Annotated in this window: 26 protein-coding genes; 23 read left to right on the top strand and 3 right to left on the bottom strand. The window is 61.8% G+C overall.

Features of this window, described 5'->3' with window-relative positions; translation table 11 throughout:
* Positions 1-57 precede the first annotated feature (57 nt).
* From ACIROY_RS04210 to ACIROY_RS04190, 5 genes are all read left to right on the top strand, one after another.
* Complete coding sequence (locus tag ACIROY_RS04210) at positions 58-912, top strand: DUF3034 family protein (RefSeq protein WP_402340158.1); 855 nt, start codon at positions 58-60, stop codon at positions 910-912.
* Positions 912-1,364 carry a group 1 truncated hemoglobin gene (locus tag ACIROY_RS04205; RefSeq protein WP_402339902.1) on the top strand — a complete coding sequence of 151 codons (453 nt, stop codon included), beginning with the start codon at positions 912-914 and terminating at the stop codon, positions 1,362-1,364. The genes ACIROY_RS04210 and ACIROY_RS04205 overlap by 1 nt, the downstream gene beginning before the upstream one ends.
* A gap of 117 nt (positions 1,365-1,481) precedes the next feature.
* Positions 1,482-1,850: a hypothetical protein gene (locus ACIROY_RS04200; RefSeq protein ID WP_402270833.1), complete on the top strand. Its 369-nt coding sequence runs from the start codon at positions 1,482-1,484 to the stop codon at positions 1,848-1,850.
* Positions 1,851-1,883: 33 nt separating this feature from the next.
* Entirely contained in the window at positions 1,884-2,384 is a 501-nt protein-coding gene (locus ACIROY_RS04195; protein WP_402270835.1) for an RNA polymerase sigma factor, read from the top strand.
* The gene (locus ACIROY_RS04190; protein ID WP_402339900.1) at positions 2,381-3,193 is read left to right on the top strand and encodes an anti-sigma factor family protein; all 813 of its coding nucleotides are present in this window, start codon (positions 2,381-2,383) and stop codon (positions 3,191-3,193) included. The genes ACIROY_RS04195 and ACIROY_RS04190 overlap by 4 nt, the downstream gene beginning before the upstream one ends.
* 25 nt (positions 3,194-3,218) lie before the next feature.
* On the opposite strand, the gene ACIROY_RS04185 is transcribed toward ACIROY_RS04190, so the two are convergent.
* A complete protein-coding gene (locus tag ACIROY_RS04185; RefSeq protein WP_402339897.1) occupies positions 3,219-5,291 on the bottom strand; it encodes a site-specific recombinase in 2,073 nt (690 codons plus the stop codon).
* A gap of 160 nt (positions 5,292-5,451) precedes the next feature.
* Here ACIROY_RS04185 and ACIROY_RS04180 point away from each other — a divergent pair, with 160 nt between their 5' ends.
* The 5 genes from ACIROY_RS04180 to ACIROY_RS04160 all read left to right on the top strand — a co-directional run bounded on the left by ACIROY_RS04180 (position 5,452) and on the right by ACIROY_RS04160 (position 8,774).
* Positions 5,452-5,634: a hypothetical protein gene (locus ACIROY_RS04180; RefSeq protein ID WP_116433007.1), complete on the top strand. Its 183-nt coding sequence runs from the start codon at positions 5,452-5,454 to the stop codon at positions 5,632-5,634.
* 226 nt (positions 5,635-5,860) lie between these two features.
* Complete coding sequence (locus ACIROY_RS04175) at positions 5,861-6,046, top strand: YjfB family protein (protein WP_116433006.1); 186 nt, start codon at positions 5,861-5,863, stop codon at positions 6,044-6,046.
* Positions 6,047-6,242: 196 nt separating this feature from the next.
* Positions 6,243-6,539 carry a helix-turn-helix domain-containing protein gene (locus ACIROY_RS04170; protein WP_116433005.1) on the top strand — a complete coding sequence of 99 codons (297 nt, stop codon included), beginning with the start codon at positions 6,243-6,245 and terminating at the stop codon, positions 6,537-6,539.
* Positions 6,536-7,861 (top strand): type II toxin-antitoxin system HipA family toxin, encoded by a 1,326-nt coding sequence (locus ACIROY_RS04165; RefSeq protein ID WP_402339893.1) that lies wholly within the window; start codon positions 6,536-6,538, stop codon positions 7,859-7,861. Before ACIROY_RS04170 ends, ACIROY_RS04165 begins: the two co-directional genes overlap by 4 nt.
* A 10-nt stretch (positions 7,862-7,871) precedes the next feature.
* A complete protein-coding gene (locus ACIROY_RS04160; protein ID WP_402339890.1) occupies positions 7,872-8,774 on the top strand; it encodes an RluA family pseudouridine synthase in 903 nt (300 codons plus the stop codon).
* Between the two features lies 1 nt (position 8,775).
* On the opposite strand, the gene argC is transcribed toward ACIROY_RS04160, so the two are convergent.
* Positions 8,776-9,705: an N-acetyl-gamma-glutamyl-phosphate reductase gene (gene argC / locus ACIROY_RS04155; protein ID WP_402339887.1), complete on the bottom strand. Its 930-nt coding sequence runs from the start codon at positions 9,703-9,705 to the stop codon at positions 8,776-8,778.
* 134 nt (positions 9,706-9,839) lie between these two features.
* On the opposite strand from argC, the gene ACIROY_RS04150 reads away from it, so the two are divergent.
* Entirely contained in the window at positions 9,840-10,724 is an 885-nt protein-coding gene (locus ACIROY_RS04150) for a LysR family transcriptional regulator (protein ID WP_016832417.1), read from the top strand.
* A gap of 6 nt (positions 10,725-10,730) precedes the next feature.
* On the opposite strand, the gene ACIROY_RS04145 is transcribed toward ACIROY_RS04150, so the two are convergent.
* Entirely contained in the window at positions 10,731-11,435 is a 705-nt protein-coding gene (locus tag ACIROY_RS04145) for a GntR family transcriptional regulator (RefSeq protein WP_402270850.1), read from the bottom strand.
* 255 nt (positions 11,436-11,690) lie between these two features.
* Between ACIROY_RS04145 and dctP the strand changes: the two genes are divergently transcribed.
* The 12 genes from dctP to ACIROY_RS04085 all read left to right on the top strand — a co-directional run bounded on the left by dctP (position 11,691) and on the right by ACIROY_RS04085 (position 22,875).
* The gene (gene dctP, locus ACIROY_RS04140; RefSeq protein ID WP_402270852.1) at positions 11,691-12,719 is read left to right on the top strand and encodes a TRAP transporter substrate-binding protein DctP; all 1,029 of its coding nucleotides are present in this window, start codon (positions 11,691-11,693) and stop codon (positions 12,717-12,719) included.
* Entirely contained in the window at positions 12,716-13,291 is a 576-nt protein-coding gene (locus tag ACIROY_RS04135) for a TRAP transporter small permease (protein ID WP_402270855.1), read from the top strand. Before dctP ends, ACIROY_RS04135 begins: the two co-directional genes overlap by 4 nt.
* Complete coding sequence (locus tag ACIROY_RS04130; RefSeq protein WP_402270858.1) at positions 13,288-14,637, top strand: TRAP transporter large permease; 1,350 nt, start codon at positions 13,288-13,290, stop codon at positions 14,635-14,637. Before ACIROY_RS04135 ends, ACIROY_RS04130 begins: the two co-directional genes overlap by 4 nt.
* Positions 14,638-16,305, top strand: a complete 1,668-nt coding sequence (gene mdcA / locus ACIROY_RS04125; protein ID WP_402339885.1) for a malonate decarboxylase subunit alpha — start codon at positions 14,638-14,640, stop codon at positions 16,303-16,305.
* 1 nt (position 16,306) lies between these two features.
* On the top strand, positions 16,307-16,618 hold the full coding sequence (mdcC, locus tag ACIROY_RS04120) for a malonate decarboxylase acyl carrier protein (RefSeq protein WP_402339883.1): 312 nt from the start codon (positions 16,307-16,309) through the stop codon (positions 16,616-16,618).
* Positions 16,615-17,517, top strand: a complete 903-nt coding sequence (locus ACIROY_RS04115; RefSeq protein WP_402339880.1) for a biotin-independent malonate decarboxylase subunit beta — start codon at positions 16,615-16,617, stop codon at positions 17,515-17,517. Before mdcC ends, ACIROY_RS04115 begins: the two co-directional genes overlap by 4 nt.
* On the top strand, positions 17,514-18,230 hold the full coding sequence (gene mdcE / locus ACIROY_RS04110; protein WP_402270866.1) for a biotin-independent malonate decarboxylase subunit gamma: 717 nt from the start codon (positions 17,514-17,516) through the stop codon (positions 18,228-18,230). Before ACIROY_RS04115 ends, mdcE begins: the two co-directional genes overlap by 4 nt.
* The gene (mdcG, locus tag ACIROY_RS04105; protein WP_402339878.1) at positions 18,214-18,906 is read left to right on the top strand and encodes a malonate decarboxylase holo-[acyl-carrier-protein] synthase; all 693 of its coding nucleotides are present in this window, start codon (positions 18,214-18,216) and stop codon (positions 18,904-18,906) included. The genes mdcE and mdcG overlap by 17 nt, the downstream gene beginning before the upstream one ends.
* Positions 18,894-19,835, top strand: coding sequence for a triphosphoribosyl-dephospho-CoA synthase MdcB (mdcB, locus tag ACIROY_RS04100; protein WP_402339875.1), 942 nt, complete (start codon positions 18,894-18,896; stop codon positions 19,833-19,835). Before mdcG ends, mdcB begins: the two co-directional genes overlap by 13 nt.
* Positions 19,832-20,764, top strand: a complete 933-nt coding sequence (locus ACIROY_RS04095) for an ACP S-malonyltransferase (RefSeq protein ID WP_402339872.1) — start codon at positions 19,832-19,834, stop codon at positions 20,762-20,764. The genes mdcB and ACIROY_RS04095 overlap by 4 nt, the downstream gene beginning before the upstream one ends.
* A 328-nt stretch (positions 20,765-21,092) precedes the next feature.
* Positions 21,093-22,442 (top strand): ATP-binding protein, encoded by a 1,350-nt coding sequence (locus ACIROY_RS04090; protein ID WP_402270876.1) that lies wholly within the window; start codon positions 21,093-21,095, stop codon positions 22,440-22,442.
* Positions 22,429-22,875 (top strand): response regulator, encoded by a 447-nt coding sequence (locus tag ACIROY_RS04085; RefSeq protein WP_116432989.1) that lies wholly within the window; start codon positions 22,429-22,431, stop codon positions 22,873-22,875. The genes ACIROY_RS04090 and ACIROY_RS04085 overlap by 14 nt, the downstream gene beginning before the upstream one ends.
* Positions 22,876-22,890 lie beyond the last annotated feature (15 nt).

Below are 22,890 nucleotides of genomic sequence, written 5' to 3'. Positions count from 1 at the left end.
ACCAATAAAACAGGAAGGGCGCTGCGACGGGCATCCCTGATCGCATCGGGCGCATGCATGGCATTGATGTCGGCCGCAGCATCGGCGCAAAGCGCAATGACGCCCGACATGGGCAAGCTGATGGCTACGGCCGGCGTGGTCCAGGTCGAAGGCGCGGGCGGCGGCGGCCTGGTGCCGTGGGCCACCATCACCGGCTACGGCAGTCGCGACAGCTACGGCGCCAATGTGCATTACACCTATGTCGGCACCCAGGATTACAAGCTGGCCTCGTACGGCGTGGCCGTCGGCATCGCCGACCGGGTCGAGCTGTCGGTGGCCAAGCAGCGCTTCACCGGCAGCCTGGCGCCGCTCAACAATTTGCGCATCGATCAGGACATCTACGGCGTGAAAGTCAAGCTGGCCGGCGACATCGTCTATGACCAGGATACCTGGATGCCGCAGATCGCCGCCGGCGTGATGGTCAAGCGCAACAACGGCATCGGCGGCCTGGGCGCGGTCACCAACGTCAAGGACCTGGGAGCCAAGAGTGATTCTGGCATCGATTACTACCTCGCCGCGACGAAACTGTTCCTCGACCAGAGCCTGCTGCTCAACGCTACGGTGCGCGCCACCAAGGCCAACCAGATGGGCATCCTCGGTTTCGGCGGCGACAAGGGCGACCGCTACCAGGCCATGCTGGAAAGCTCGGTGGCCTATCTGCTCAATCGCCAATGGGTGGTCGGTGCGGAATATCGCATGAAGCCGCGCAACCTCGGCGCCGACAACGAGAAGGATTATTACGACGCCTTCGTCGCCTGGTTCCCGAGCAAAAACCTGTCGCTGACGCTGGCCTATGTTTCGCTCGGCGACATCACCATCTATAACCCCAAGCGCCAGGATGGCGTCTATCTTTCCGTGCAGGCGGGCTTCTGATGAAATATCCGACGACAACATCGGGCCGGCTGGCCGCGATCTCGCTTGTGCTGATTGCGCTGGCGACCGCCTTGCCGGTCCATGCCCAAAAAACCGATGACAGCCTGTACCTCGACTTGGGCGGGCTGGAAGTGCTGACCAAAGTGGTTGACGACACGCTGGCGCTGGCGCTGGCTGACGTCCGCATCAAGGACACCTTCAAGGAAACCGACATGAAGCGGCTGGCCAAGCTGATCACCGAACAGTTCTGCGAACTGAGCGGCGGTCCGTGCAAGTACAGCGGCGACCCGATGAAGGAAGTGCACCAGGGCCTGGCGCTCAACAACATGCAGTTCAACGCGCTGGTGGAGGATCTGCAGGCGGCGATGGACAAGTCGAACATCCCGTCGCGCACGCAGAACAAGCTGCTGGCCTTGCTGGCGCCGATGCAGAGGACTGTTGTTACAAAGTAAAGTATTGAGGCGGACAGAATATATTTTCGTTGTAGCGGAATAAAACCGCGCTGCACACGTCTACCTTGTCATGGGTAAGGCAAAACCGCGCAACCCTGCAATGAAAGGAATACCGCCATGAAACTGCTCCCACTGTCCCTGCTGACATTGACCTTGCTGTCCTCCGCCGCACCTGCCGCCTTTGCTGAAGAGATGGCCGTCAAGAAAGCCGACGACGTCCTCGTCACCACCAAGGGCATGACCGTCTACACGTTTGACAACGATCCGGTCGGCAAGAGCGTCTGCAACGGTCCTTGCGCTACCGCCTGGCCGCCTGTGGCGCCGGTCGGCACGCCAAGCGCACCGTTCTCGGTGATCAAGCGCGACGACGGCAGCGCGCAGCTGGCCCTCAACGGCAAGCCGCTGTACCTGTTCGCCTCCGACAAGAATCCGGGCGATCGTACCGGCGACAACTTCAAGAACATCTGGCACGTCGTCAAGAACTGATCCATCTCCATCTTCAACTCCCAGCCTGAGTCCATGTCCGACGAAAGTCACCTGCTGGCTTGCCTGCCGCGCCTGCGCCGTTATGCGCGGGCGCTGGTAGGTGATCGCGCCGGCGCCGACGACCTGGTGCAGGACACCATGGAGCGCGCCTGGCAAAAGCTGGCGAGCTGGCGCCGCAGCGGCGACATGCGACCCTGGCTGTTCAGCATCATGCACAACCTGCACGTCGACCAGCGCCGCAAGCCCGTGATTCCCACGGTCACGCTGGATGACGAAGATGCGCTGGCAACGCCGGCGTATGCGCCGGACCGCCTGGTCGGCTACGACCTCGAATCGGCCCTGCGCCAGCTGGCGGCCGAGCAACGCGAGATTTTATTGCTGGTCGTGCTCGAAGAGATGACCTATGAAGAAGTGGCCGCGACGCTGGGCATCCCGCTCGGCACCGTCATGTCGCGCTTGTCGCGGGCGCGCGAACGCTTGCGCATGCTGGTCGAGGGACGGCCCCAGCATTCGACGTTGAAGGTGGTCAAATGAATCCGAACCCGTTGCCGGTTACTGAAGCCGATTTGCAGGGCTATGTCGACGGCTTGCTGCCGCAGGAGCGGCTGGCCGACGTTGCCGCCTGGCTTGAACACCATCCGGAAGAAGCGGAGCGCCTGCGCACTTACCGCCACCAGAACCAGGCCTTGCATCTGCTGTTCGATCCGGTGCTGGACGAGCCGCTGCCGGTGCGCTTGTCGGCGCGTCCCAGCAGCAATTGGGAATTGCTGCGGCGTTACGCCGCAGTGTTCATCGTCGCGATCTTTGCCGGCGCTGGCGGCTGGTACCTGCACGGTGCGGCGCAGTCGTCGCCGGTGGGCTGGATTGCCGCAGTCGCGGGTAACGCGACGCGTGTGGATGCACCGCTGATGATGGCGCGTCGCGCCGCCGTGGCGCACGCCGTCTACACGCCCGATCCACGTCGTCCGGTGGAAGTCGGCGCCGATCAGGAAGAAACGCTGGTGCGCTGGCTGTCCAAACGTATCGGCGCCGATGTCCGCGCGCCCAAGCTTGCTCCCCTGGGTTACGATCTGATCGGCGGACGTTTGCTGCCGGGTCAGAGCGCACCGGTGGCGCAGTTCATGTACCACGACGGGGCGGGGCGGCGACTGACTTTGTACGTTTCGACCGACCAGGTGCAGAACAAGGACACCGGCTTCCGCTTTGCACAGGAAGGTACGGTCAACGTGTTCTACTGGATCGACGGCAAATTCGGCTACGCCTTATCGGGCAGCATCGACCGGACGGAGCTGGCGCGCATCGCCAACAGCGTATACGAACAGCTGGACAAGCCGGCCCGATAGAACTTGGGCTGGTCCTAAGCTGAGCCTAGGCTGATTCAGGTCCATCCTGCGCTACCGGCGCAGCACGGGGCGGAATAAAGAAATCCACAGGCTTCCTGAGGAAGCGCGCGCACAGCGACTTCAGCAGCGGCCAGCCGTGGCGGAATTTCACCTGGCGCGAACGCAGCGCCACGAACAGCGCCAGTGAAAAGCTCACCCACAGGTTGATCGTACCGATCGCCAGTACGCCGAACGTCGAGACCGCGATCACGCTCCAGCCGACGGTATGGTCGAGCCCGACCAGCGCAATGGCGAAATTGGCCGCCGCAAATGTGATGTGGCGGATGTCGATCGGTAGCCCGAGCAGGAAACCGACGGTGCCGATGGTGCCCAGCAGGATGCCGAAGTAAAAATTCCCCATCAGGCCGCCCAGGCTGGTTTCCAGATAATCCCCCAATCGCGCCGTGCGCGCCTTGCCCAGCATGCGGCTGAGCCAGCGTGCGCGGGCCACGCGCTGCGACATGCGCGTATAGAGCGCCTTGTTGTCGTAATAGCCGGAGATCAAGCCCGCCAGGAACAGGCAGACGCCCGCAATCGCAGCATGGAACAGCGCCAGGCTGGAGAACGGATCGATGTCGTGCAGCAGGTGCTGCGCCTTGTCCGGCGAGACGAAGTGATGGCCTGCCAGCATGAAGTAGCCGCTCGCCAGCAGGTACGCCACCGGGAAGGCGATCGTCAGGTTGCCCAGCACCGCGACGAACTGCGTGCGGATCACCTTGACGATCAGTTCGGTCAGGCTGTCGAGGTCGAGGTTGCGGCCGTCGCTGCTGTGCAGCCCGGCGGCGATGCGCGAGGCGGTCATGGCGGGCTGTTTGGTCGCCACCGTGAAATGCAGCACGTGGATCAGCATGAAGCCGAGCGAGTAATTCATGCTGAACAGGAAGGCTTCCACCAGCGGCGCCGCCCGCAGATAGGAGAACAGGATCTTGATCATCGACATGAAGCCGATGATGAAGCCCGCGCCCGCCGCCGATTTGTACATGGAGGCATATTCGCGCCGGTCTTCGGCGATGTAGTGCTCGCCGGTGCGGCTGGCGTTTTCGGTGATGTTGCGCGCCAGCAGGTTGATGTTGGCGGCGAACAGGTCGCGCACGGTGTACTTGCGGTTGTGCGCTTCGATCAGTTCCAGTCCCAGTTCGAGGCCGATGGCGCGCTTTTGCGTGGCCAGCGCGGGAGCGTTTTCAGGCTTGCCGACATCAACCAGCGACAACAGCTTGCGCAGGCGGTCCAGATGCTGGTCCAGCCGCACCAGCCGGTAGGTGACGGCGATGCTGGTGCCCAGGCGCAGGGTGCTTTTGCGGATGCGGGTGACGACTTCCTGGCATTGATCCAGCATCACCAGCACGTGGCTGGCGTCTTCCAGCGGCGTCGGGTCGCCATTGAGGTGGCGCATGTAGCCATCGAGATAGCGGTGTAGTTCGACGTTCTGCATCAGGAAGGGCGATTCGAAGGCCTTGACGTCGCTGTAGATGCGGATCAGCTCCGGCTCGATGCCGATCGCGCTGATGCGGTAGGACAGCACCTGGATGGCCAGCAGGATCTCGGTCAGGGTCTTTTGCTCGTCGAACTTGTCAAGATTGTCGAGATTGTCGATTTTGGGCGGCAGTTCATCATCGGCGTTCTGCAATACCTCGAACAGCGCAGCCCAATCGTCGACCGGCACTGCGCGCATCCACAGATAGTCGGTGTTGAAGGGAAACAGCTGTTCCAGGCAGTCGGACAGGTAGCGCTCATCCAGCGCCGGCGGCAGCACGCGGTAGGCGAGGCGGCGGTGCAGTTCGGAGAAGAAGCCGTCGTTCGACAGGATGCCGATATCGGTATACAGGCTGGTCTGGCGACGCACCGACAGCAGATGCAGCAGGTGATGGCGCAGCGCCGCGGCGTGGTGCGGATGCTGCTGCAGCAAGTGCGTCAGGGTGCGCACGTTGGTGATGGCGAGTTCCGGGGCTTCGCGCTTTTGCGGGCGCAAGGCCTTGACCAGTGCGATGGCATGGTCGAGTTCGCTGCCGGCGGGGGTGGTGGCAAGAGCGGCGCTGATTTTTTCTAATAGGTGGAGCATGGGTGCAATGAAGAAGGGGGCGAAGGCCAGTGTAAGCGGTTCAGGGGCGCAATCTTAACCTGTGTAAAACAAAGATAAGGACATGTGATTTTCGTAAAGAGATGTCAGATTGTGTCGCTAACGGGGAGTTGCATAAGCCTGGTTAGTAAAAGGAGTCATCATGGAGATCGCATCTCTGGCAACTGGTGTCGCAACCGCCTGGCTGGCGAAAAAAGCTGTGGAAGGGATAGGTTTGGACCTGACCAAGGTCGCCAATCACGTCGTCGACGATGTGATCGGCCTGGTCAGTCCGGCCCTGCCAGCCAACCCGAATATCGGCCGTCTCATCAATACCAAGGCCTGAGGGGGAGGAAACCGGATTATGCGGGTTTCCATTCAATCGCATCCGTCACGGGTGCGATTTTTTTTGGCCGCAAGCTACTGCGGACGTCATGGTGAATTGCTAAGTCTTTGTTTTATTGGCAATAAATGGGGTAAAAAACTTCGTTTATTTTTGTAAAACGTCTTGATTGTCGTAAAGAAATACGAAAAGATGACGTTATAGGGTGACATCATCAAAGGAGTGAATCATGGACGTTGGTAACATTCCCGCCGTCGCTTCGGCACTTGCCGCGAAAGAGACAAGTGATTCCGTCAATATTGCGATGCTGAAAAAGGCGCTCGATGTCCAGGCTACTACTGCCGTGGGCCTCTTGAATGCCTTGCCTCTGCCTGCCAATCCAAATATCGGTCGCAACGTTAACACTGTTGCCTGATTTTCGATTGTCGGTCTTGTGCTTTGAAATCGCCCTCCGGGGCGATTTTTTATTGCCGGAGCAGTTTTTTGTAATTGATCAATAAATTGCATAATTAATTAGTCATTTTATATATATGACTAATTTAATATGCAAATCCTTGCTTTTTCAAAAATGCATAATAAAATGGACATCAAGCCAATCAGCACAATTTATTATGCAATCACTTCTCGCCCTCGGTAGTCAGATCCGCAGCGCTCGCAAGGCCCGGCAACTCAGTTCGACCAGTCTGGCCGAGCGCAGCGGCATCCACCGCAACACCTTGCAGGCGCTGGAAACCGGCAAGGGCAATATCGAACTCAGCAAACTGCTGTCGATCTGCACCGAACTCGGGCTGGAGTTGTTGCTGGTGCCGCGGGAAGTCTCGGCACAGCGCGCCGCTGAACAGGGCGGTGAGGGCGAGCGCACGGAGTTGTCCGAGCGCCTGCACGCCTTGATGAGGAACGGATCATGAGTATGTTGCGGTCCCTGCGCATCCGGCTCGGCGTCACCGAGGTCGGTTCGCTGTTTGCGCTCGACGACGGGCGCGTGTATTTCCGCTTCGACGATGCCTACGCCATCGACCCGAACCGACCGGTACTGTCGCAGCTGTATCGCGGCTCGACTGAAGAGCGCACCGTCGCCCAATTGCTCAATCCTGCGCTGGAAGCCAATCGCGGCGACGGCAAGGGCGGCTTGCCGGCATTTTTCCAAAACCTGCTGCCGGAAGGCCAGTTACGCAAGCACCTGATCGAGCGCGCCGGCCTGGCGCCGGACGACGAATTCGGCCTGCTGGCGTATTGCGGCAAGGATTTGCCGGGCGATGTCTCGGCCTTGTCGGAAACCCTTGATGATCGCCATCTCGGCCGCCTGATCGGCCAGGGCCGCGATAGCTATGAAATGAGCGCCGGCCAGTTGCCCACGCCGGATGGGGAATCGATCTCCGGCGTGCAACCCAAGATCGGGCTGGTGCGTGCTGCGGGCGGACGTTACGTGATGCGCTCCAAGGACGCGCGCGGGGCGCATTTCATCGGCAAGCTGCCGGCCTCGGACTATCCGCAGATGCCGGAAGTGGAATTCTCCTCGCTGGCGCTGGCGCGTGCTGCCGGTGTCCAGGTGTGCGAGCATGAACTGGTGCCGCTGACGGCGATTGCCGATCGGCTGCCGTTTGGCTTGCGCAGCGATGCCGAAAATTTCCTGCTGATCCATCGTTTCGACCGCGACGCCGGCACTGCCACCGGGCGGCTGCATATGGAAGACTTCGCTCAGATCACCGGTACCCCGGCCGCCGCCAAATATGCCGGCACTTATGCGGCGCTCGGCGTGGTGCTGCAGGAGCGCAGCATCAAGGGCGAGGAAGACCTGTTCGAGTTGCTGCGCCGGATAAAGGTGAACGAACTGCTCGGCAACTTCGACGCCCATCTCAAGAACTTCAGCATGCTGTATCGCACGCCGCAGGCGGCTGAGCTGTCGCCGGCCTATGACATCGTGGCGTATTCGGCTTACCTCGCCGGTCACGGTCATGCATTGGCGTTTGCGCCGGGCGAGAAGGCGCGCCAGTTGCTGACGCCCGCAGTGCTGCGCGAGCTGGCCAATATCTGGCACATTCCCGAACCCAAGCTGCAAATGGTGCTGGTCGACACCGTCGAGCGTGCGATGCAAAGTTGGCCGGCGTTGTTGCAAAGCTTGCCGCTCAATGATACCCAGCGCAGCCGCATCAAGGCGCATCTGGACAACAACCCAAGCGTGATCGCCTGGCAGCGCCGCGCCGCGCGCAAGATCAGCGGTAAAGCATGAAGGACCTCCGATGAAACCGACCGCGCCTTTGCCGCTCAAGGACGGCGTCGCCCCCAGCTATCTGTGGCTGCAGGATGCGGCCGGCTCGTGGAGCAACATGCTGGATTTTCTGGCGGCGCGCTTTCCCGGCGTGACGGAAGAGGCGTGGCGGCTACGGATGGCGCGCGGCGAAGTGGTCAATCAGGATGGCGTCGCGCTGGCGCCGGACTCGCCTTACCGGCGCGGCGACTGCATCTTTTACTACCGCGACCTGGAAGGCAGCGAAGCGCCGATTCCCTTCACCGAACAGATCCTGCATCAGGACGCGCATCTGCTGGTAGTCGACAAACCGCATTTCGTGCCGGTGATTCCGACCGGCCGCTTCCTGCATGAAAGCCTGCTGGTGCGCTTGAAGAAGAAAACCGGCCTGGCCGACCTGACGCCGATCCACCGGCTCGATCGCGAGACCGCCGGCGTGATCATCTTTTCGCACAATCCCGCCAGCCGCGGCGCGTACCAGGCGATGTTCCAGCAACGCACGATGGACAAGACCTACGAAGCGCTGGCCGGGATGCTGGAAGGGCGCAGCTTTCCCTTCGTGCATCGCAGCCGGATGGTCGACGCCGACAAATTCTTCCTGATGCGCGAAGAAGAGGGCGAGCCCAACTCGGAGACGCACGTCGATCTCATCGAGCGGCGCGGCGTGCTGGGTTTGTACCGCCTCAATCCGGTCACCGGGCGCAAGCACCAACTGCGCGTGCACATGGCGGCGCTCGGTGTCCCCATTGTCAACGACAACTTCTATCCGCACGTCGTGCCGGCCGGCATGGCCGACGACTATGACGCGCCGCTGAAACTGCTGGCGCGCTCGATCGCCTTCACTGATCCGCTCAGCGGCGACGTGCGCTACTTCGAAAGCCTCAGAACGCTGTAGTTCAGGCGTGCCCGAGCATCAGATCGAGATTCTGCACCGCCGCACCCGAGGCGCCCTTGCCAAGATTGTCGAACACGGCCGACAACAGCACGTGTCCGTGCTCCTCATTGATGAACACACCCAGATCCATGTTGTTGGTGCCGTTGAGCGCTTGCGGGTTCAGGTGCGTCAGCGTTTTGGTTTCTTCCAATGGGATCACGCGGACGTGTGCGGCGCCGGCATAGTGGCGCTCGAGCGCGGCATGCAATTGCTTGCCCTCGACGCCGGCCGCCAGCAGGCGCAACTCAAGCGGGATGGTCAGCACGATGCCCTGGCGGAACGCGCCATAGGCCGGTACGAAGAGCGGACGATGATCGAGGCCGGTGTAGCGCTGCATTTCAGGCGGATGCTTGTGCGCCAGCGCCGTTCCGTACAGCTGGAAGGCCGGCGCCTGTGCGCCTTGCGGGCCTTCGTATTGCTCCACCGAGGGACGGCCGCCGCCCGAATAGCCCGACACGGCATGCACGCTGACCGGGTAGTCGCGCGGTACCAGGCCGGCTTCAATCAGCGGGCGCAAGAGGCTGATCGCACCGGTCGGATAGCAGCCCGGATTGGTCACGCGCGAGGCCGTTGCGATGCGCTCCGCCTGGCCGGCGTCCATTTCCGGAAAGCCGTAGACCCAGCCCGCCGTGGTGCGATGCGCGGAACTGGCGTCGATCACGCGTACGGCCGGATTCTCGATGGCCGCAACCGCCTCGCGCGCGGCGGCATCCGGCAGGCACAGGATGGCGATGTCGCAGGCGTTGATGGCTTCGGCGCGACGGGCTGCGTCCTTGCGCTCGGCTGCCGGCAGCGTCGCCAGTTGCAGGTCGCTGCGATGGCGCAGGCGCTCGTGGATTTGCAGACCGGTGGTGCCCTGGTCGCCGTCGATGAAAACAAGAGGTTTGGCCATGATCGCGTTCCTTCGCTGAACAATTGGGATGGATGAGGCACTCATCTTCGGCGTCTTGTTAAAATAAGAAAAGTTGAATTTAATAACGACAACATTCAGTTTTACTGATTTAGGCCTTTAACCCGAGGTTCGCCATGAGAGAAATCAACCTGGATCGCCTGCGCACGCTGGTCGCCATCGCCGACCATGGCTCTTTCGCCGAGGCCGCGCGCGTGCTGCATCTGGCGCCGCCGACCATCAGCCTGCACATCGCCGACCTGGAAGAGCGCATCGGCGCCGCCTTGCTGTCGCGCAAGCGCGGCCAGATCCGGCCGACCACCATCGGCGAAACCCTGATCGAACGGGCGCGCCGCCTGCTGGCCGATGCCGAGCAAGCGTTGGAAGACGTGCAGCGGCAGGTGCAGGGACTGGCCGGACGCGTGCGGCTGGGCGCCTCCACCGGCGCGATTGCGCATCTTCTGCCGCAGGCGCTGGAGGTGCTGGGGCAGGATCATCCCGGCATTGATGTGCAGGTGGAGGTGCTGACCTCGCAGGACACGCTGACCCGGCTCAGCGAAGGCACGCTCGACGTCGGCCTGGTGGCTTTGCCGCAAACGCCGGTGGCGCGGCTGGTGGTGCAGCCATGGCGGCGCGATCCGGTGATGGCCTTCCTGCCGTCCGGCTGGCGCAGCCCGGCGCAGGTCACGCCAGAATGGCTGGCGGCGCAGCCGCTGATCCTCAACGACGCCGGTACACGGCTGTCGCACCTGACGCAGGAATGGTTTGCGGGCGGCGGGCAACGGCCGGCGCCGCGCATCCAGCTCAACTACAACGATGCAATCAAGAGCCTGGTGGCGGCCGGTTACGGCGCGACGCTGTTGCCGCACGAGCAGGGCGCGCCGCTACCCGATCCGCGCGTGCAGATGCTGCCGCTGCGACCGGCCTTGTGGAGACAATTGGGGATTGCGCATCGCGCGGAGAATATCGAACGCCCGACCCAGCACGTGCTGGACGTGCTGTGGCGTTTCAGTCTTGATTAATGCTGATCAGGCCAGGGCGTCGCTGAGCGACTGCTTCTCGCCGTTGGGTGCAATCTTGAGCTGATGCAGCGATGCCACCAGGTCGGCAAAACGCTGGCCCTGGATCATCACATGCTGGCGCAGCAGCTCCACGGTGCGTTCGCTGTCGCCGGCGATGATGGCGTTGACCACGCCTTCATGCTCGTCGTAAGACCGTTTCAGGCGGTCGCGCACGCGCAGCTGCAGACGGCGGTAAGGGCGCAGGCGGCGTTGCAGCACGCGCGCCTGTTCTTCCAGGAAGGCGTTATGACTGCCGGCGTAGATCTGGCCGTGGAAGTCTTCGTTCTTGTAGAAATAGGTATCCGGATCGACCGCGTCGCGCGCGTCCTTGCAGGCCTGGTGCGCCGCCATCAGTGAAGTATGCTCGGCGGCCGACATGCGGCGTGCCGCCAGACGGCCGCACATGGCTTCCAGCTCGGCCATTACTTCAAACATCTCGATCAATTGCTGCGGCCCGATCTCGGCCACGATGGCGCCGCGCCGCGGCCGCATCACGATGATGCCCATCGACGCCAACTGGATCAACGCTTCGCGGATCGGCGTACGCGAGACGCCGAACTGCTCGGCCAGAACCGTCTCGTCCAGATGCTGGCCGGGTGCGAGCTTGCCGACGGCGATCAATTCTTCGATCGATTCGCGCAAGGTCTCAGAACGTTTCTTAGGGGTATCCATGGATTGATATCAAGTATGCAATGAAACCATTCTAAATCATCTTTGATGCTTGACAATGTATTTGTTTTGTAAGAACGTGTATACAAGAAATCCGCTTAAAAAAGCAAAGCGACAACAAATTCAACGGCGCCGGAAACACGGAAGAGACATTCCGGCGCCTCCAAGTTGATAAGAAGTTAGATACATAGCACCAACTAAAAAAGCACAAAAAAGCACAAAAAAGCAGTATTTCTCTCACCTTAAGGAGGATCAACAATGACTTCGCAAAAACGTAGAAGCATCATCGGTGCACTCGCGACCGCACCACTGTGGACGGCAAGTTCGTCGGTGTGGGCCCAGGGCGCAACCACCTCGCTGAAGATTTCCCATCAATTCCCGGGCGGCACCATCAACGAAGGCGACTTCCGCGACCGCCTCACGCGCATGTTTGCCGAAGGCGTCGCCAAGCGCACCAACGGCAGCCTCAAGTTCGAGATCTATCCCGGCTCCTCGCTGATGAAGGTCAATTCGCAGTTCTCGGCCATGCGCAAGGGCGCGCTCGACCTGTCGCTGGTGCCGCTCAACTACGCCGGCGGCGAAGTCCCTGAAACCAACATCGGCCTGATGCCCGGCCTGGTGACCTCGTACGCGCAAGGCTCGGCGTGGAAGAACGCCGAAGTCGGCAAGGAGCTGGCGCGCATCCTGGCGGAGAAGGGCATCCTCATCGTCAGCTGGATCTGGCAGGCCGGCGGCGTCGCTTCCCGCACCAAGCCCATCATCGAGCCGGAAGACGCCAAGGGCATGAAAGTGCGTGGCGGCTCGCGTGAAATGGACCTGATCCTGAAGGAAGCCGGCGCTGCCGTCGTGACCTTGCCGTCCAACGAAATCTACGCCGCCATGCAGACAGGTGCGATGGACGCGGCGATGACCTCGTCGACCTCGTTCATCTCCTTCCGCCTGGAAGAAGTCGCCAAGGCGCTGACCACCGGCCGCGACAAGGCCTACTGGTACATGTTCGAGCCGCTGATGATTTCCAAGTCCGTGTTCGAAAAACTGACCAAGGACCAGCAGGCCGCCATCATGGCCGTCGGCGCCGAGATGGAGCAGTTCGCGCTGAAGGCTGCGCAGACCGATGACGTTGCCGTCGCCGCCGTGTACCAGAAGGCCGGCGCCAAGGTGGTCGACCTCAACGCCGCGACCGTCAAGAAATGGCAGGACATCGCCCGCGCCACCGCATGGAAAGACTTCGCCGCACGCAACGCCAACTGCGCCAATCTGCTCAAACTGGCGGAGAAGCTCTTATGAGTCACGGCTTCGAGATGCAGCCGCAAGCCAAGCCCGCGGTGCCGGCCAACCCCGTCGTTGCCGGATTGCACCACGCGCTGGCGAAGTTCAACAAGCTCGCGGTGTTCCTGGCGATGATCGCGCTGATGCTGACGTCGATCATCCTGACGTATTCGGTGGTGGTGCGTTACTTCTTCCACCAGCCGACCGACTGGCAGGATGAGGCGTCGGTGTTCATGCTGGTGGGTGTGATCTTCCTGTGCTCGGCGTACGTGCAATCGCTGCGCGGCCACATCGGCATCGAAGCGCTGGCCGGCTTCCTGTCGCCCCGGGCCAACCAGGTGCGCATGTTCATCGTCGACCTGATCTCGTTCGTGTTCTGCGCGTTCTTCGCCTGGAAGTCGTGGACGCTGTTCCACGAAGCCTGGGTCGACGGCCAGACCACCTCGTCGACGTTCGCGCCGCCGCTGTGGATTCCCTATTCGATGATGGCGATCGGCATGACCGTGCTGACGCTGCAATTGCTGGTGCAGGTATTGACCCGCATCACCGGCACTGTACCTGCATCTGTAGCGGCCAAGGAGCAAGCATGACGCCTTTAGTTCTCGGTTCCCTGTACGGGATCGTCACCATCCTCGTGATGTGCTCCGGCATGCCTATCGCATTTGCGCTGGGCGTGGTGGCGACCTCGTTCATGTATTTCTTCATGCCGGCGTCTTCGCTCGACACCGTCACGCAAAACGTCTACGAAGAAATCGCTTCCATCACCTTGTTGTCGATTCCGCTGTTCATTCTCAAGGGGGCGGCGATCGGTAAATCGCCTGCCGGCAAAGACTTGTACTCGGCCATTCACGCCTGGTTGAATCGCGTGCCGGGCGGCCTCGGCATCGCCAACGTGTTTGCCTGCGCCTTGTTTGCCGCGATGGCGGGTTCGTCGCCGGCAACCTGTTCTGCCATCGGCTCGGCCGGCATTCCGGAAATGCGCCGTCGCGGTTACTCGCCCGGGTTTGCGGCAGGCATCATCGCTGCGGGCGGCACGCTGGGCATCCTGTTGCCGCCGTCGATCACCATGATCCTGTACGCGGTGGCCGCCGAGCAATCGCTGGGACGCCTGTTCCTCGCCGGCATCGGGCCGGGCGTGTTGCTGGTGATCCTGTTCGCCGGTTACGCCATGTATCGCGCCCGCAAAGAGTACAAGATGGCCCATGCCATCTACACCGGCGGCGGCGAGAAGTCGGCTTACCTCGACGACGAGCATTTCACGCTGGCGCAAAAGGTGGAAATGCTGCCGCGCGTGCTGCCTTTCCTGATCCTGCTGATCGGCGTCATGGTCGCGCTGTACGGCGGTTTTGCGACACCATCCGAAACCGCCGGGCTGGGCGCCTTGCTGGCCATCGTGCTGATCGCCGTTGTCTATCGCATCTACAAGCCGCGCGAGCTGGTGCCTTTCCTCAACTCGACCATCAAGGAGTCGGGCATGCTGCTGCTGATCATCGGCATGTCGCTGCTGTATTCCTACGTGATGAGTTACCTGCACATCAGCCAGTCGGCGGCGCAGTGGGTGGTGGACATGCACCTGTCGAAATGGCTGCTGCTGGCGGTGATCCTTCTGATGGTGATCGTGCTCGGCTTCTTCCTGCCGCCGGTGTCGATCATCCTGATGACCGCGCCGATCATCCTGCCGCCGTTGCGTGAAGCCGGGTTTGACCTGATCTGGTTCGGCATCGTCATGACCGTGGTGATGGAAATGGGCCTGATCCATCCACCCGTCGGCTTGAACTTGTTCGTGATCAAGAATATCGCGCCCGACATCCCGCTGTCGGAAGTGATCAAAGGCACGATCCCGTTCCTGGCGCTGATGTTCCTGGCCGTGATCCTGCTGTGCGTCTTCCCGGGCATCGCCACCGGCTTGCCCGACATCATCATGGGAGTGAAGTAAATGTCTGCCACCGGCCACGTCTGGAATCGTCGGCAAACCAATCGCAATGAACGCCTGGCGCGCGCAAGCAGCGTGCTGGGCAGTTCGCTCGAAGGCAAGCTCTTGCCGGCGGCGCGCATTGCCGATTTGTTGTACGCCGTCATCGAATCGGGCGATCGCGTCTGTCTCGAAGGCAATAACCAGAAGCAGGCCGACTTCCTGTCGAAGGCGCTGGCCGGACTCGATCCGGCGCGCGTGCACGACCTGCACATGCTGTTCTCGGTGCTGGCCTTGCCGGAGCATCTGGACGTCTTCGAAAAAGGCATCGCCTCGAAACTGGACTTTTCCTTCTCCGGTCCCCAGGCCGGCCGGTTGGCCAAGCTGGCGTCGGCCGGCAAACTCAATATCGGCGCCATCCATACCTATCTGGAATTGTTCGGCCGCTATTTCGTCGACCTGACCCCGCGCGTGGCCCTGGTGGCGGCGCAGGCGGCGGATCGCCACGGCAATCTCTACACCGGTCCCAACACCGAGGACACGCCGGCGATCGTCGAGGCGACCACCTTCAGCAGCGGCATCGTCATCGCCCAGGTCAATGAAATCGTCGACGTGCTGCCGCGCATCGACATCCCGGCCGACTGGGTCAGCTTCGTGACCAAGGCGCCGACGCCGCATTACATCGAGCCCTTGTTTACGCGCGACCCGGCGCAAATCTCGGAGATCCAGGTGCTCATGGCGATGATGGCCATCAAGGGCATCTACGCCGAATACGAAGTCCAGCGCCTCAACCACGGCATCGGCTTCGACACCGCCGCCATCGAGCTGATCCTGCCGACCTATGGCGCATCGCTGGGCCTGCGCGGCAAGATCTGCAAGCATTGGGCGCTCAATCCGCATCCTGCATTGATCCCGGCGATTGAAGCGGGCTTCGTCGAGTCGGTGCATTCTTTCGGCTCCGAACTGGGCATGGAAGACTACATCCGCGCGCGTCCCGACATCTTCTTCATCGGACCCGACGGCTCCATGCGCAGCAACCGCGCCTTCTCGCAGACCGCCGGTCATTACGCCTGCGACATGTTCATCGGCTCGACGCTGCAAATCGACTTACAGGGCAATTCGTCGACGGCGACGCTGGGCCGCATCGCCGGTTTCGGCGGCGCACCCAACATGGGCGCCGACGCGCGCGGCCGCCGTCACGCCAGCCCGGCGTGGCTCAAGGCCGGTCAGCAGGCCCGGGCCGGCAAGAACACCATCCCGCGCGGGCAGAAGCTGGTGGTGCAGACCGTGGAGACCTTCCGCGAACACATGCAGCCGGCCTTCGTCGAGCGGCTCGACGCCTGGCAACTGGCCGAGCAGGCCAACATGCCGATCCCGCCGGTGATGATCTACGGCGACGACGTCACGCATATCCTGACCGAAGAAGGCATCGCCAATCTGCTGCTGTGCCGCACCGAAGAAGAGCGCGAGCAGGCTATACGCGGTGTCGCCGGCTACACACCGGTCGGCCTGGCGCGCGACAAGCGCATGGTCGAGAACCTGCGTGATCGGGGAATTATCCGCCGCGCCGAAGACATGGGCATCGACAAGCGCCTGGCTACGCGCGATCTGTTGGCGGCCAAGAACATGAAGGATCTGGTGCGCGCTTCCGGCGGCCTGTACAACCCGCCCAAACGTTTCAGGAACTGGTGATATGGAAACCTTGAACTATCGTTTTGAAAACGGCACCCGCAAGCTCTCCGCCAAGGCTGAACTGGTCGGCGTGGTCAGCTCGGGCAACCTCGAAGTGCTGATCGAATCGGCCGACCTGCAGGGCGGCTGCTCCGTTGAAATCAAGACCGCCGCACGCGGTTTCGGCGCCATCTGGGAAGCCGTCATCGGCGACTTCAACAAACGCTGGCAACTGGCCGACACGCGCATCTCGATCAACGACATGGGCGCCACGCCGGCGGTGGTCAGCCTGCGCCTGGATCAGGCGGTGGAATCGGTCGTGGAGGAAAAATGACAGCCAGCTATTTGGAAGCCAACGCGCGCGAACGCCTCGCGCAGGTGCTCGACGCCGATAGTTTTGAAGAATTCCTGCCGCCGTCGAAACGCATCGTCAGCCCGCATCTGGGACAGCTCGATGCGCCGGTGTCGTTTGACGACGGCGTTGTGGTCGGACGCGGTGCGCTCAACGGCGCCAAGGTATTTGCCGCCGCGCAGGAGGGCGGTTTCATGGGCGGCGCGGTCGGCGAAGTGCATGGCGCCAAACTGGTCGGCCTGCTCAAGCGCGCCGTGCAGGAACAAGCCGAAGGCGTCATCCTGCTGCTGGAAACCGGCGGCGTGCGCCTGCACGAAGCCAACGCCGGCCTGATCGCCGTGTCCGAAGTCATGCGCGCCGTGCTCGATACGCGCGCGGCCGGCATTCCTGTCATCGTGCTGGTGGGCGGCTCCAACGGCTGCTTCGGCGGCATGGGCATCGTCGCACGTTGCGCCAACGCCATCATCATGTCGGAGGAAGGCCGTCTGGCGATGTCCGGACCTGAAGTCATCGAAACCGCCAACGGCGTCGAGGAATTCGACTCGCGCGACCGCGCGCTGGTCTGGCGCACTACCGGCGGTAAGCACCGGTACCTGCTCGGCGATTGCCACGGCATCGTCGCCGACGACACTGCAGCTTTCCGCGCAGCGGCAACGCAGACGTTGCAGGGATTCAAAAATAATCCGACGGCGCTGAGCCTGCAGGTCCTGGAAGCCGAGCAAGCCATGCTGGAACAACGCATCGCGCGCTTCGGCGATGCATCTGATCCGCTGGAAATCTGGCAGCGCCTCGGCATCGACAAGCCGCTGGACGTCGCCATGCTGGAAGCGGCGGCATTCACCGCACTGGCGGAACCGCACCGTGTGAAGGGACAACCATGAGCTGGCAAACACTGGCGGACGATTTATTCCCGCAAGGCCACAGCATCACCGAGAAGGCCGATTTCCTATCCGGCACGGCCCAGGTTGACGGCGAGGTCGTGACCATCGTCGGTACCACCGGCCACACGCCGATCGGCATCGAGATCGCCTTGTCGCAGGCGCAGGCTATCCTGCAAACCGTGCGCGAACATCCGGGCCGCGCCATCGTCATCCTGGTCGACACGCAAGGCCAACGCTTGCGCCACCGCGACGAGATGCTGGGCATCAACAGCTACATGGCGCACCTGGGCAAATGCATCGCCCTGGCGCGTCAGCAAGGGCACAAGATCATCGGCCTGGTCTACGACCAAGCGCTGTCGGGCGGCTTCATCACCAGCGGCCTGATGGCCGACGCCTGCTACGCGTTGCCGAACGCGACTATCCGCGTGATGGGCCTGCCGGCCATGGCGCGCATCACCAAGGTGCCGGAAGAGCGCCTGGTCGAACTGGCAAAGAGTAATCCGGTATTTGCACCGGGGCCGGAAAATTACCATCGTATGGGTGGCGTAGCCGAAATCTGGAGCGGCGATCTTGCCGCTCAGCTGGCACAGGCGCTGGCTACCGCGGACGGTACGGACCGCCGCGCAGCAGTCGGTTTGCAGCGTGGCGGTCGCAACTGGTCGCAACGCGTGGTCGACGCCATTGTCAGCAACAGCGATGTCCAGCCGCTCTGAATTGTCCACCCGTCACGCGCTGGTCTGGCTGAACGAAGCCGGCTGGCGTGAGGCGCTTGAGTACGTTGCCGATGATCGTCGCTTCGCCGTGCAGCGGTGGCGGCAGCATGACTGGCCGGCGGTGATCCGTCGGCGCGATGTTGATTGCGCACCCGGCGAGATCTGCCTCGGTATTGCCTTGCCGCCGGATCAGGACGGCGTCAAGTTGCGCGTCCCTTTGCGGGTCGGCTTGCAAGGCGTGCGCGAGACGCGGGCGCCGCTGGAGATTGCCCATGTGATCGAACATGCCGGATCGCAATGGCGCAATGGCTTGCTTGAATTGCACGGCGACATCACTGCGCAAGGACTTGAGATTCGCGTGTACGGTTCACTCGCTTTGCAGGCGCTGACCGGGCAATCCTATTTGCGGCCGGCGTCGGATATCGATGTGCTGTTTTCTCCATTGGATCAGTTGCAACTGGAGCAGGTCGTGTCCCTGCTGCAGCAGTACGCCACGCGTTTGCCGCTCGATGGCGAGATCGCCTTCCCGAGCGGACATGCAGTGTCTTGGAAAGAGTGGGCGCAAGCCTGTGGCAACCCCGACAACCGCGTATTGAGCAAACACGGCAGTGGCGTCGCCTTGCAGCGTGTGGGCGAGCTTCTGGCTGAATTTGAGGAGCGCGCATGCGCAGCGTAGATCACCTTGCTCCCTTGCCTGCCATGCGCTTGCCGGTGGCGGTGCATTACACCGAGCGACGTCGTCGCCAACGCCGGCAGCAGGTTTTTTGCCGCGAACTCGCTCGCATGGCCTTGCGCAGCCTGCATCAGGAATTGACGCTGTATCCCAAACCGGGCCTGGTCTCGCCGGTTGATAATGGCAGCCATGACGACATGGATGCGACGACTTTTCTGCGAAGCCTGTTCTCGCTGCGTCGCTATTTTTCCGACATCGCCGCAGCAGGTGCGGCCGGTGCATCCTTCAATGAACTCAAACGTCTCGGCATCGACGCCGAGCAACGCATGCTCAAAGCCACCGGCGGCGTCAATACGCATCGCGGTGCGATCTTCTGTCTCGGCATGCTGTGCGCGGCGATTGCCTGCTGCCGCAGCCAGGGGATGACGCTGTCGCCACAGGCGATTCGCGCCACCTTGCTGATCCGCTGGGGCGATGCGCTGACGGGACATACCAATTCATCGATTGAAAACGAAGAGACTGCCAGCCACGGTTTGCGCGTCGCCGCACGTCACGCCGTGGGCGGTGCGCGTGAAGAGGGCGCGCTCGGATTTCCTTCCGTCTTCGAGATCGCCTTGCCGCAACTGCAGGCCACGCTCGCGGCCGGACGCGACTGGCATTGCGCCAAGACCGATGCCTTGTTCGCACTGATGGCGCATGTCAGCGACACCAATGTCTATCACCGCGGCGGCGCGGCAGGCGCGGCGCTGGTGCAGCAACGCAGCCGCGAGTTCCTGGCGGGCGGCGGTACGACTGATGCCGCGTGGCTGGTGCGTGCCGAAGCTGTCCATCACGAATTCGTGGAGCGGCGCTTGTCGCCCGGCGGCGCTGCCGATCTGCTGGCGGCGGCTTGTCTGATCCACACGGTGTGCGGTGGCGAGCTGCAGGCATGAGCGAACGTTTTGCCGTTCTTTGTCCGGGACAGGGGAGTCAGCATCCCGCCATGTTCGATATGCTGCGCGCCGATGCGGGCGGTGATCAGATCGTGCAGGAGCAGGCGCTCGATACCCGGCTCGGACGGCCGCTCGATGAGATTCTGCATGATCCCCAATTGCTGTTCGCCAACCGCCATGCGCAGCCGTTGATCGTCGCGGCCGGGCTGGCGGCGTGGCGCATGTTGCGCGAGGAGTTGCCTGCGCCGACGCTGGTTGCTGGTTACAGCATCGGCGAACTCACTGCTTACGGCGTCGCCGGCGCGTTGCCGGGCAACGACGCAATCGATCTCGCCGTCGCGCGTGCCGCATATATGGACGCCTGCCTGAAACACGCGCCGCATCAGGGTCTGATGTCGGTCGGCGGCATCGAGGCCGGCGAAGCGCAGGAGCTGCTGCGACGCCACGGCGCGTTCGTGGCGATCGCCACCGGCTTCGATACCTTGATTGCGGGCGGATGCAGCGACGACTTGCTGGCTGCGCAAAGCGAGCTGGAAGGCGTGGGCGGCAGGACCGGTATTTTGCCGGTCGGCATCGCCTCGCATACGCCGCTGATGGAGCCTGCGCTGGCGCCGTTCACGGCGGCGCTCGATGCAGTGGATTTTCACGAGTCCGCCTGCACGGTCCTGGCGGGAATTTCGGGAGTGGAAATTCACGACGTTTCCTCCGCGCGCAGCACGCTTGCGCAACAACTGACACACACGATACGCTGGTCGTCCTGCATGGATGCCTGCGCTGAACGCGGTGTCGGCGTCGCGCTTGAACTGGGACCCGGTTCGGCCCTGTCGCGCATGCTGCGTGAACGGCATCCTCACATCGAGTGCCGCTCGGTTTCAGACTTTCGCAGTCTTGCGGGAGTAGTAAGCTGGTTACGTAGCCGGCTCGATTGAACTCTGCGGCGGCGCACCAGAGCGTCGCCCGCCAGATCGCGCCCCGCGCGGATCTTCAACCTACTGCGTCAATTTTGATTGCCTAAAAAACAAGGTTTGCACATTGCTCGTGAAAACGCGAACGTACGCTTGAAATGTAACTATCAATTAGGTACATTGGTCTCGTCGTTAGAGGAATAACAATCATAAGAATAAAAATTGCCATATTGATAATGACTGTTGCGCGGCATCGCGCTGCACTCCAAGAACCGACGAGCCTTGCATGACCGCTGCACCAAGGTGAAAAATATTTCATTCATTGACGCATTTTTCGTACGGATATAAAACGATGACTGCAGAGATCTCCGAGAAGGAGATTACGGATTTCCAGCTGTTATTCGAATCGGTGCCGGGGCTGTTCCTGGTCTTGTTGCCCGACTTCACCATCATCGCGGTGAGCGATGCCTACCTGCAGGCGACGATGACGAGGCGGGAGCAAATCGTCGGCCGCCATCTGTTCCAGGTTTTCCCCGATAACCCGGAAGACCCTTCAGCCGACGGCGTGGCCAATTTGCGAAGTTCGCTGGAACGCGTGCTGGCAACCCAGGCGCCCCACGCCATGGCGATGCAAAAATACGATGTGCCGTGTCCCGACGGCAGCGGATTTGAAAGCCGCTATTGGAGTCCGTCCAATTTCCCCGTGTTCGGCAAAGACGGCGCCATCCGCTACATCATGCACCGCGCCGAAGACATTACATCCTATGTGCAGCTCAAGAAGGAACGCCAGGAACTTGGCCGCCTGAGCGACCAGTTGCAGGAGCAATGCGGCGCGCAGGAACTTGAAGTGCCGGCGCTGAGCGGCGATACCGTTGCCGGCGTCCGGCACCTGCACGCGCTGAACCGGGCACTCAAACTGGAGATCCTCGCGCGCAACCAGCTCGAGGATGCAAATCGTGAACTGACGCGCGCGTTGCAGCGCAATATCGAAAAACTCGAGGCCAGCAACAAGGAGTTGGAGAGCTTCAGCTATTCGGTGTCGCATGACCTGCGCGCGCCTTTGCGCGCCGTCGACGGTTTTGCGCGCATGCTGGAAGAAGACGCTGCCGACCAGCTCGACGAAGAAGGCTTGCGCAAGCTGCAGGTGATCCGCAACAACACGCGCAACATGGGACGGCTGATCGATGAATTGCTGGAGTTTTCGCGGCTGGGCCGCAAGGAACTCAACTACGGCCACCTGAACATGACCGCGCTGGCCAGGGCCTGTTTTGATGAAGCCGCCAGTGCGGTGACCGTTCCGGCGAGCTTGCGGCTCGGCGACTTGCCGGCCGCGGAAGGCGATATCACGCTGATCAAGCAGGTGTGGTTCAACCTGTTGGCGAACGCGCTCAAATTCAGCGCCAAGCGTGAACAGATACTGATCGACGTCAGTGCGGAAGAGGTCGAGGGCGGTGTCACTTATACCGTGCGCGATAACGGCGCAGGCTTCGACATGCGCTATTACAACAAACTGTTCGGCGTATTCCAGCGCCTGCATCGGGTCAGTGAATTCGAAGGCACCGGTGTCGGCCTGGCGATCGTACATCGTATCGTCACGCGTCACGGCGGCCGCGTCTGGGCCGAGGGCGTGGTCGGCGAGGGGGCGGTATTTCATTTCACCTTGCCTGCGGTGACAAGGGAGCAGACACATGAACAACTTTGAAAAGATCGACATCCTGCTGGTGGAGGACAATCCCTACGATGCCGAGCTGTCGCTGCGCGCGCTGCAAAAAAAGAAACTCGTCAATAACGTTGAATGGGTGCAGGACGGCGCCGATGCGCTCGATTTTCTGTTCTGCGCCGGCGTCTACGCCAATCGCCCCAAAGGGGAACTTCCGCGTTTGATCCTGCTTGACATCAAACTCCCACGGGTCAGCGGCATCGAGGTGTTGCGCCGGATCAAGGCTGATCCGGAGACGCGTTCGATTCCGGTGGTGATGCTGACCTCGTCGGCCGAGGTACAGGACCTGAGCGAGTGCTATCAGCTGGGCGTCAACAGTTATATCGTCAAGCCGGTCGAGTTCGAGAGTTTCCAGGAAGAGGTCGAGAAGGCCGGGTTTTATTGGATGCTCGTCAACAAAGTGCCGGCATCTTAAAAAGAGAATCGGGGA

The organism is Herbaspirillum sp. NPDC101396 (genome assembly GCF_044767365.1).
Taxonomy (GTDB): Bacteria; Pseudomonadota; Gammaproteobacteria; order Burkholderiales; family Burkholderiaceae_D; genus Herbaspirillum.
The sequence above is the reverse complement of the archived record's forward strand: the minus strand, read 5'-3'. Positions and strand labels throughout refer to the sequence as shown.

Coding starts and splice junctions, on each gene's coding strand:
- ACIROY_RS04115 (WP_402339880.1), top strand. CDS start 16,615: ATGACAGCCAGCTATTTGGAAGCCAACGCGCGCGAACGCCTCGCGCAG.
- mdcB (WP_402339875.1), top strand. CDS start 18,894: ATGCGCAGCGTAGATCACCTTGCTCCCTTGCCTGCCATGCGCTTGCCG.
- ACIROY_RS04165 (WP_402339893.1), top strand. CDS start 6,536: ATGAGTATGTTGCGGTCCCTGCGCATCCGGCTCGGCGTCACCGAGGTC.
- ACIROY_RS04190 (WP_402339900.1), top strand. CDS start 2,381: ATGAATCCGAACCCGTTGCCGGTTACTGAAGCCGATTTGCAGGGCTAT.
- ACIROY_RS04200 (WP_402270833.1), top strand. CDS start 1,482: ATGAAACTGCTCCCACTGTCCCTGCTGACATTGACCTTGCTGTCCTCC.
- mdcC (WP_402339883.1), top strand. CDS start 16,307: ATGGAAACCTTGAACTATCGTTTTGAAAACGGCACCCGCAAGCTCTCC.
- ACIROY_RS04180 (WP_116433007.1), top strand. CDS start 5,452: ATGGAGATCGCATCTCTGGCAACTGGTGTCGCAACCGCCTGGCTGGCG.
- ACIROY_RS04135 (WP_402270855.1), top strand. CDS start 12,716: ATGAGTCACGGCTTCGAGATGCAGCCGCAAGCCAAGCCCGCGGTGCCG.
- argC (WP_402339887.1), bottom strand. CDS start 9,705: ATGGCCAAACCTCTTGTTTTCATCGACGGCGACCAGGGCACCACCGGT.
- ACIROY_RS04205 (WP_402339902.1), top strand. CDS start 912: ATGAAATATCCGACGACAACATCGGGCCGGCTGGCCGCGATCTCGCTT.
- mdcA (WP_402339885.1), top strand. CDS start 14,638: ATGTCTGCCACCGGCCACGTCTGGAATCGTCGGCAAACCAATCGCAAT.
- ACIROY_RS04160 (WP_402339890.1), top strand. CDS start 7,872: ATGAAACCGACCGCGCCTTTGCCGCTCAAGGACGGCGTCGCCCCCAGC.
- mdcE (WP_402270866.1), top strand. CDS start 17,514: ATGAGCTGGCAAACACTGGCGGACGATTTATTCCCGCAAGGCCACAGC.
- ACIROY_RS04210 (WP_402340158.1), top strand. CDS start 58: ATGGCATTGATGTCGGCCGCAGCATCGGCGCAAAGCGCAATGACGCCC.
- mdcG (WP_402339878.1), top strand. CDS start 18,214: ATGTCCAGCCGCTCTGAATTGTCCACCCGTCACGCGCTGGTCTGGCTG.
- ACIROY_RS04090 (WP_402270876.1), top strand. CDS start 21,093: ATGACTGCAGAGATCTCCGAGAAGGAGATTACGGATTTCCAGCTGTTA.
- dctP (WP_402270852.1), top strand. CDS start 11,691: ATGACTTCGCAAAAACGTAGAAGCATCATCGGTGCACTCGCGACCGCA.
- ACIROY_RS04175 (WP_116433006.1), top strand. CDS start 5,861: ATGGACGTTGGTAACATTCCCGCCGTCGCTTCGGCACTTGCCGCGAAA.
- ACIROY_RS04170 (WP_116433005.1), top strand. CDS start 6,243: ATGCAATCACTTCTCGCCCTCGGTAGTCAGATCCGCAGCGCTCGCAAG.
- ACIROY_RS04095 (WP_402339872.1), top strand. CDS start 19,832: ATGAGCGAACGTTTTGCCGTTCTTTGTCCGGGACAGGGGAGTCAGCAT.
- ACIROY_RS04150 (WP_016832417.1), top strand. CDS start 9,840: ATGAGAGAAATCAACCTGGATCGCCTGCGCACGCTGGTCGCCATCGCC.
- ACIROY_RS04130 (WP_402270858.1), top strand. CDS start 13,288: ATGACGCCTTTAGTTCTCGGTTCCCTGTACGGGATCGTCACCATCCTC.
- ACIROY_RS04145 (WP_402270850.1), bottom strand. CDS start 11,435: ATGGATACCCCTAAGAAACGTTCTGAGACCTTGCGCGAATCGATCGAA.
- ACIROY_RS04195 (WP_402270835.1), top strand. CDS start 1,884: ATGTCCGACGAAAGTCACCTGCTGGCTTGCCTGCCGCGCCTGCGCCGT.
- ACIROY_RS04085 (WP_116432989.1), top strand. CDS start 22,429: ATGAACAACTTTGAAAAGATCGACATCCTGCTGGTGGAGGACAATCCC.
- ACIROY_RS04185 (WP_402339897.1), bottom strand. CDS start 5,291: ATGCTCCACCTATTAGAAAAAATCAGCGCCGCTCTTGCCACCACCCCC.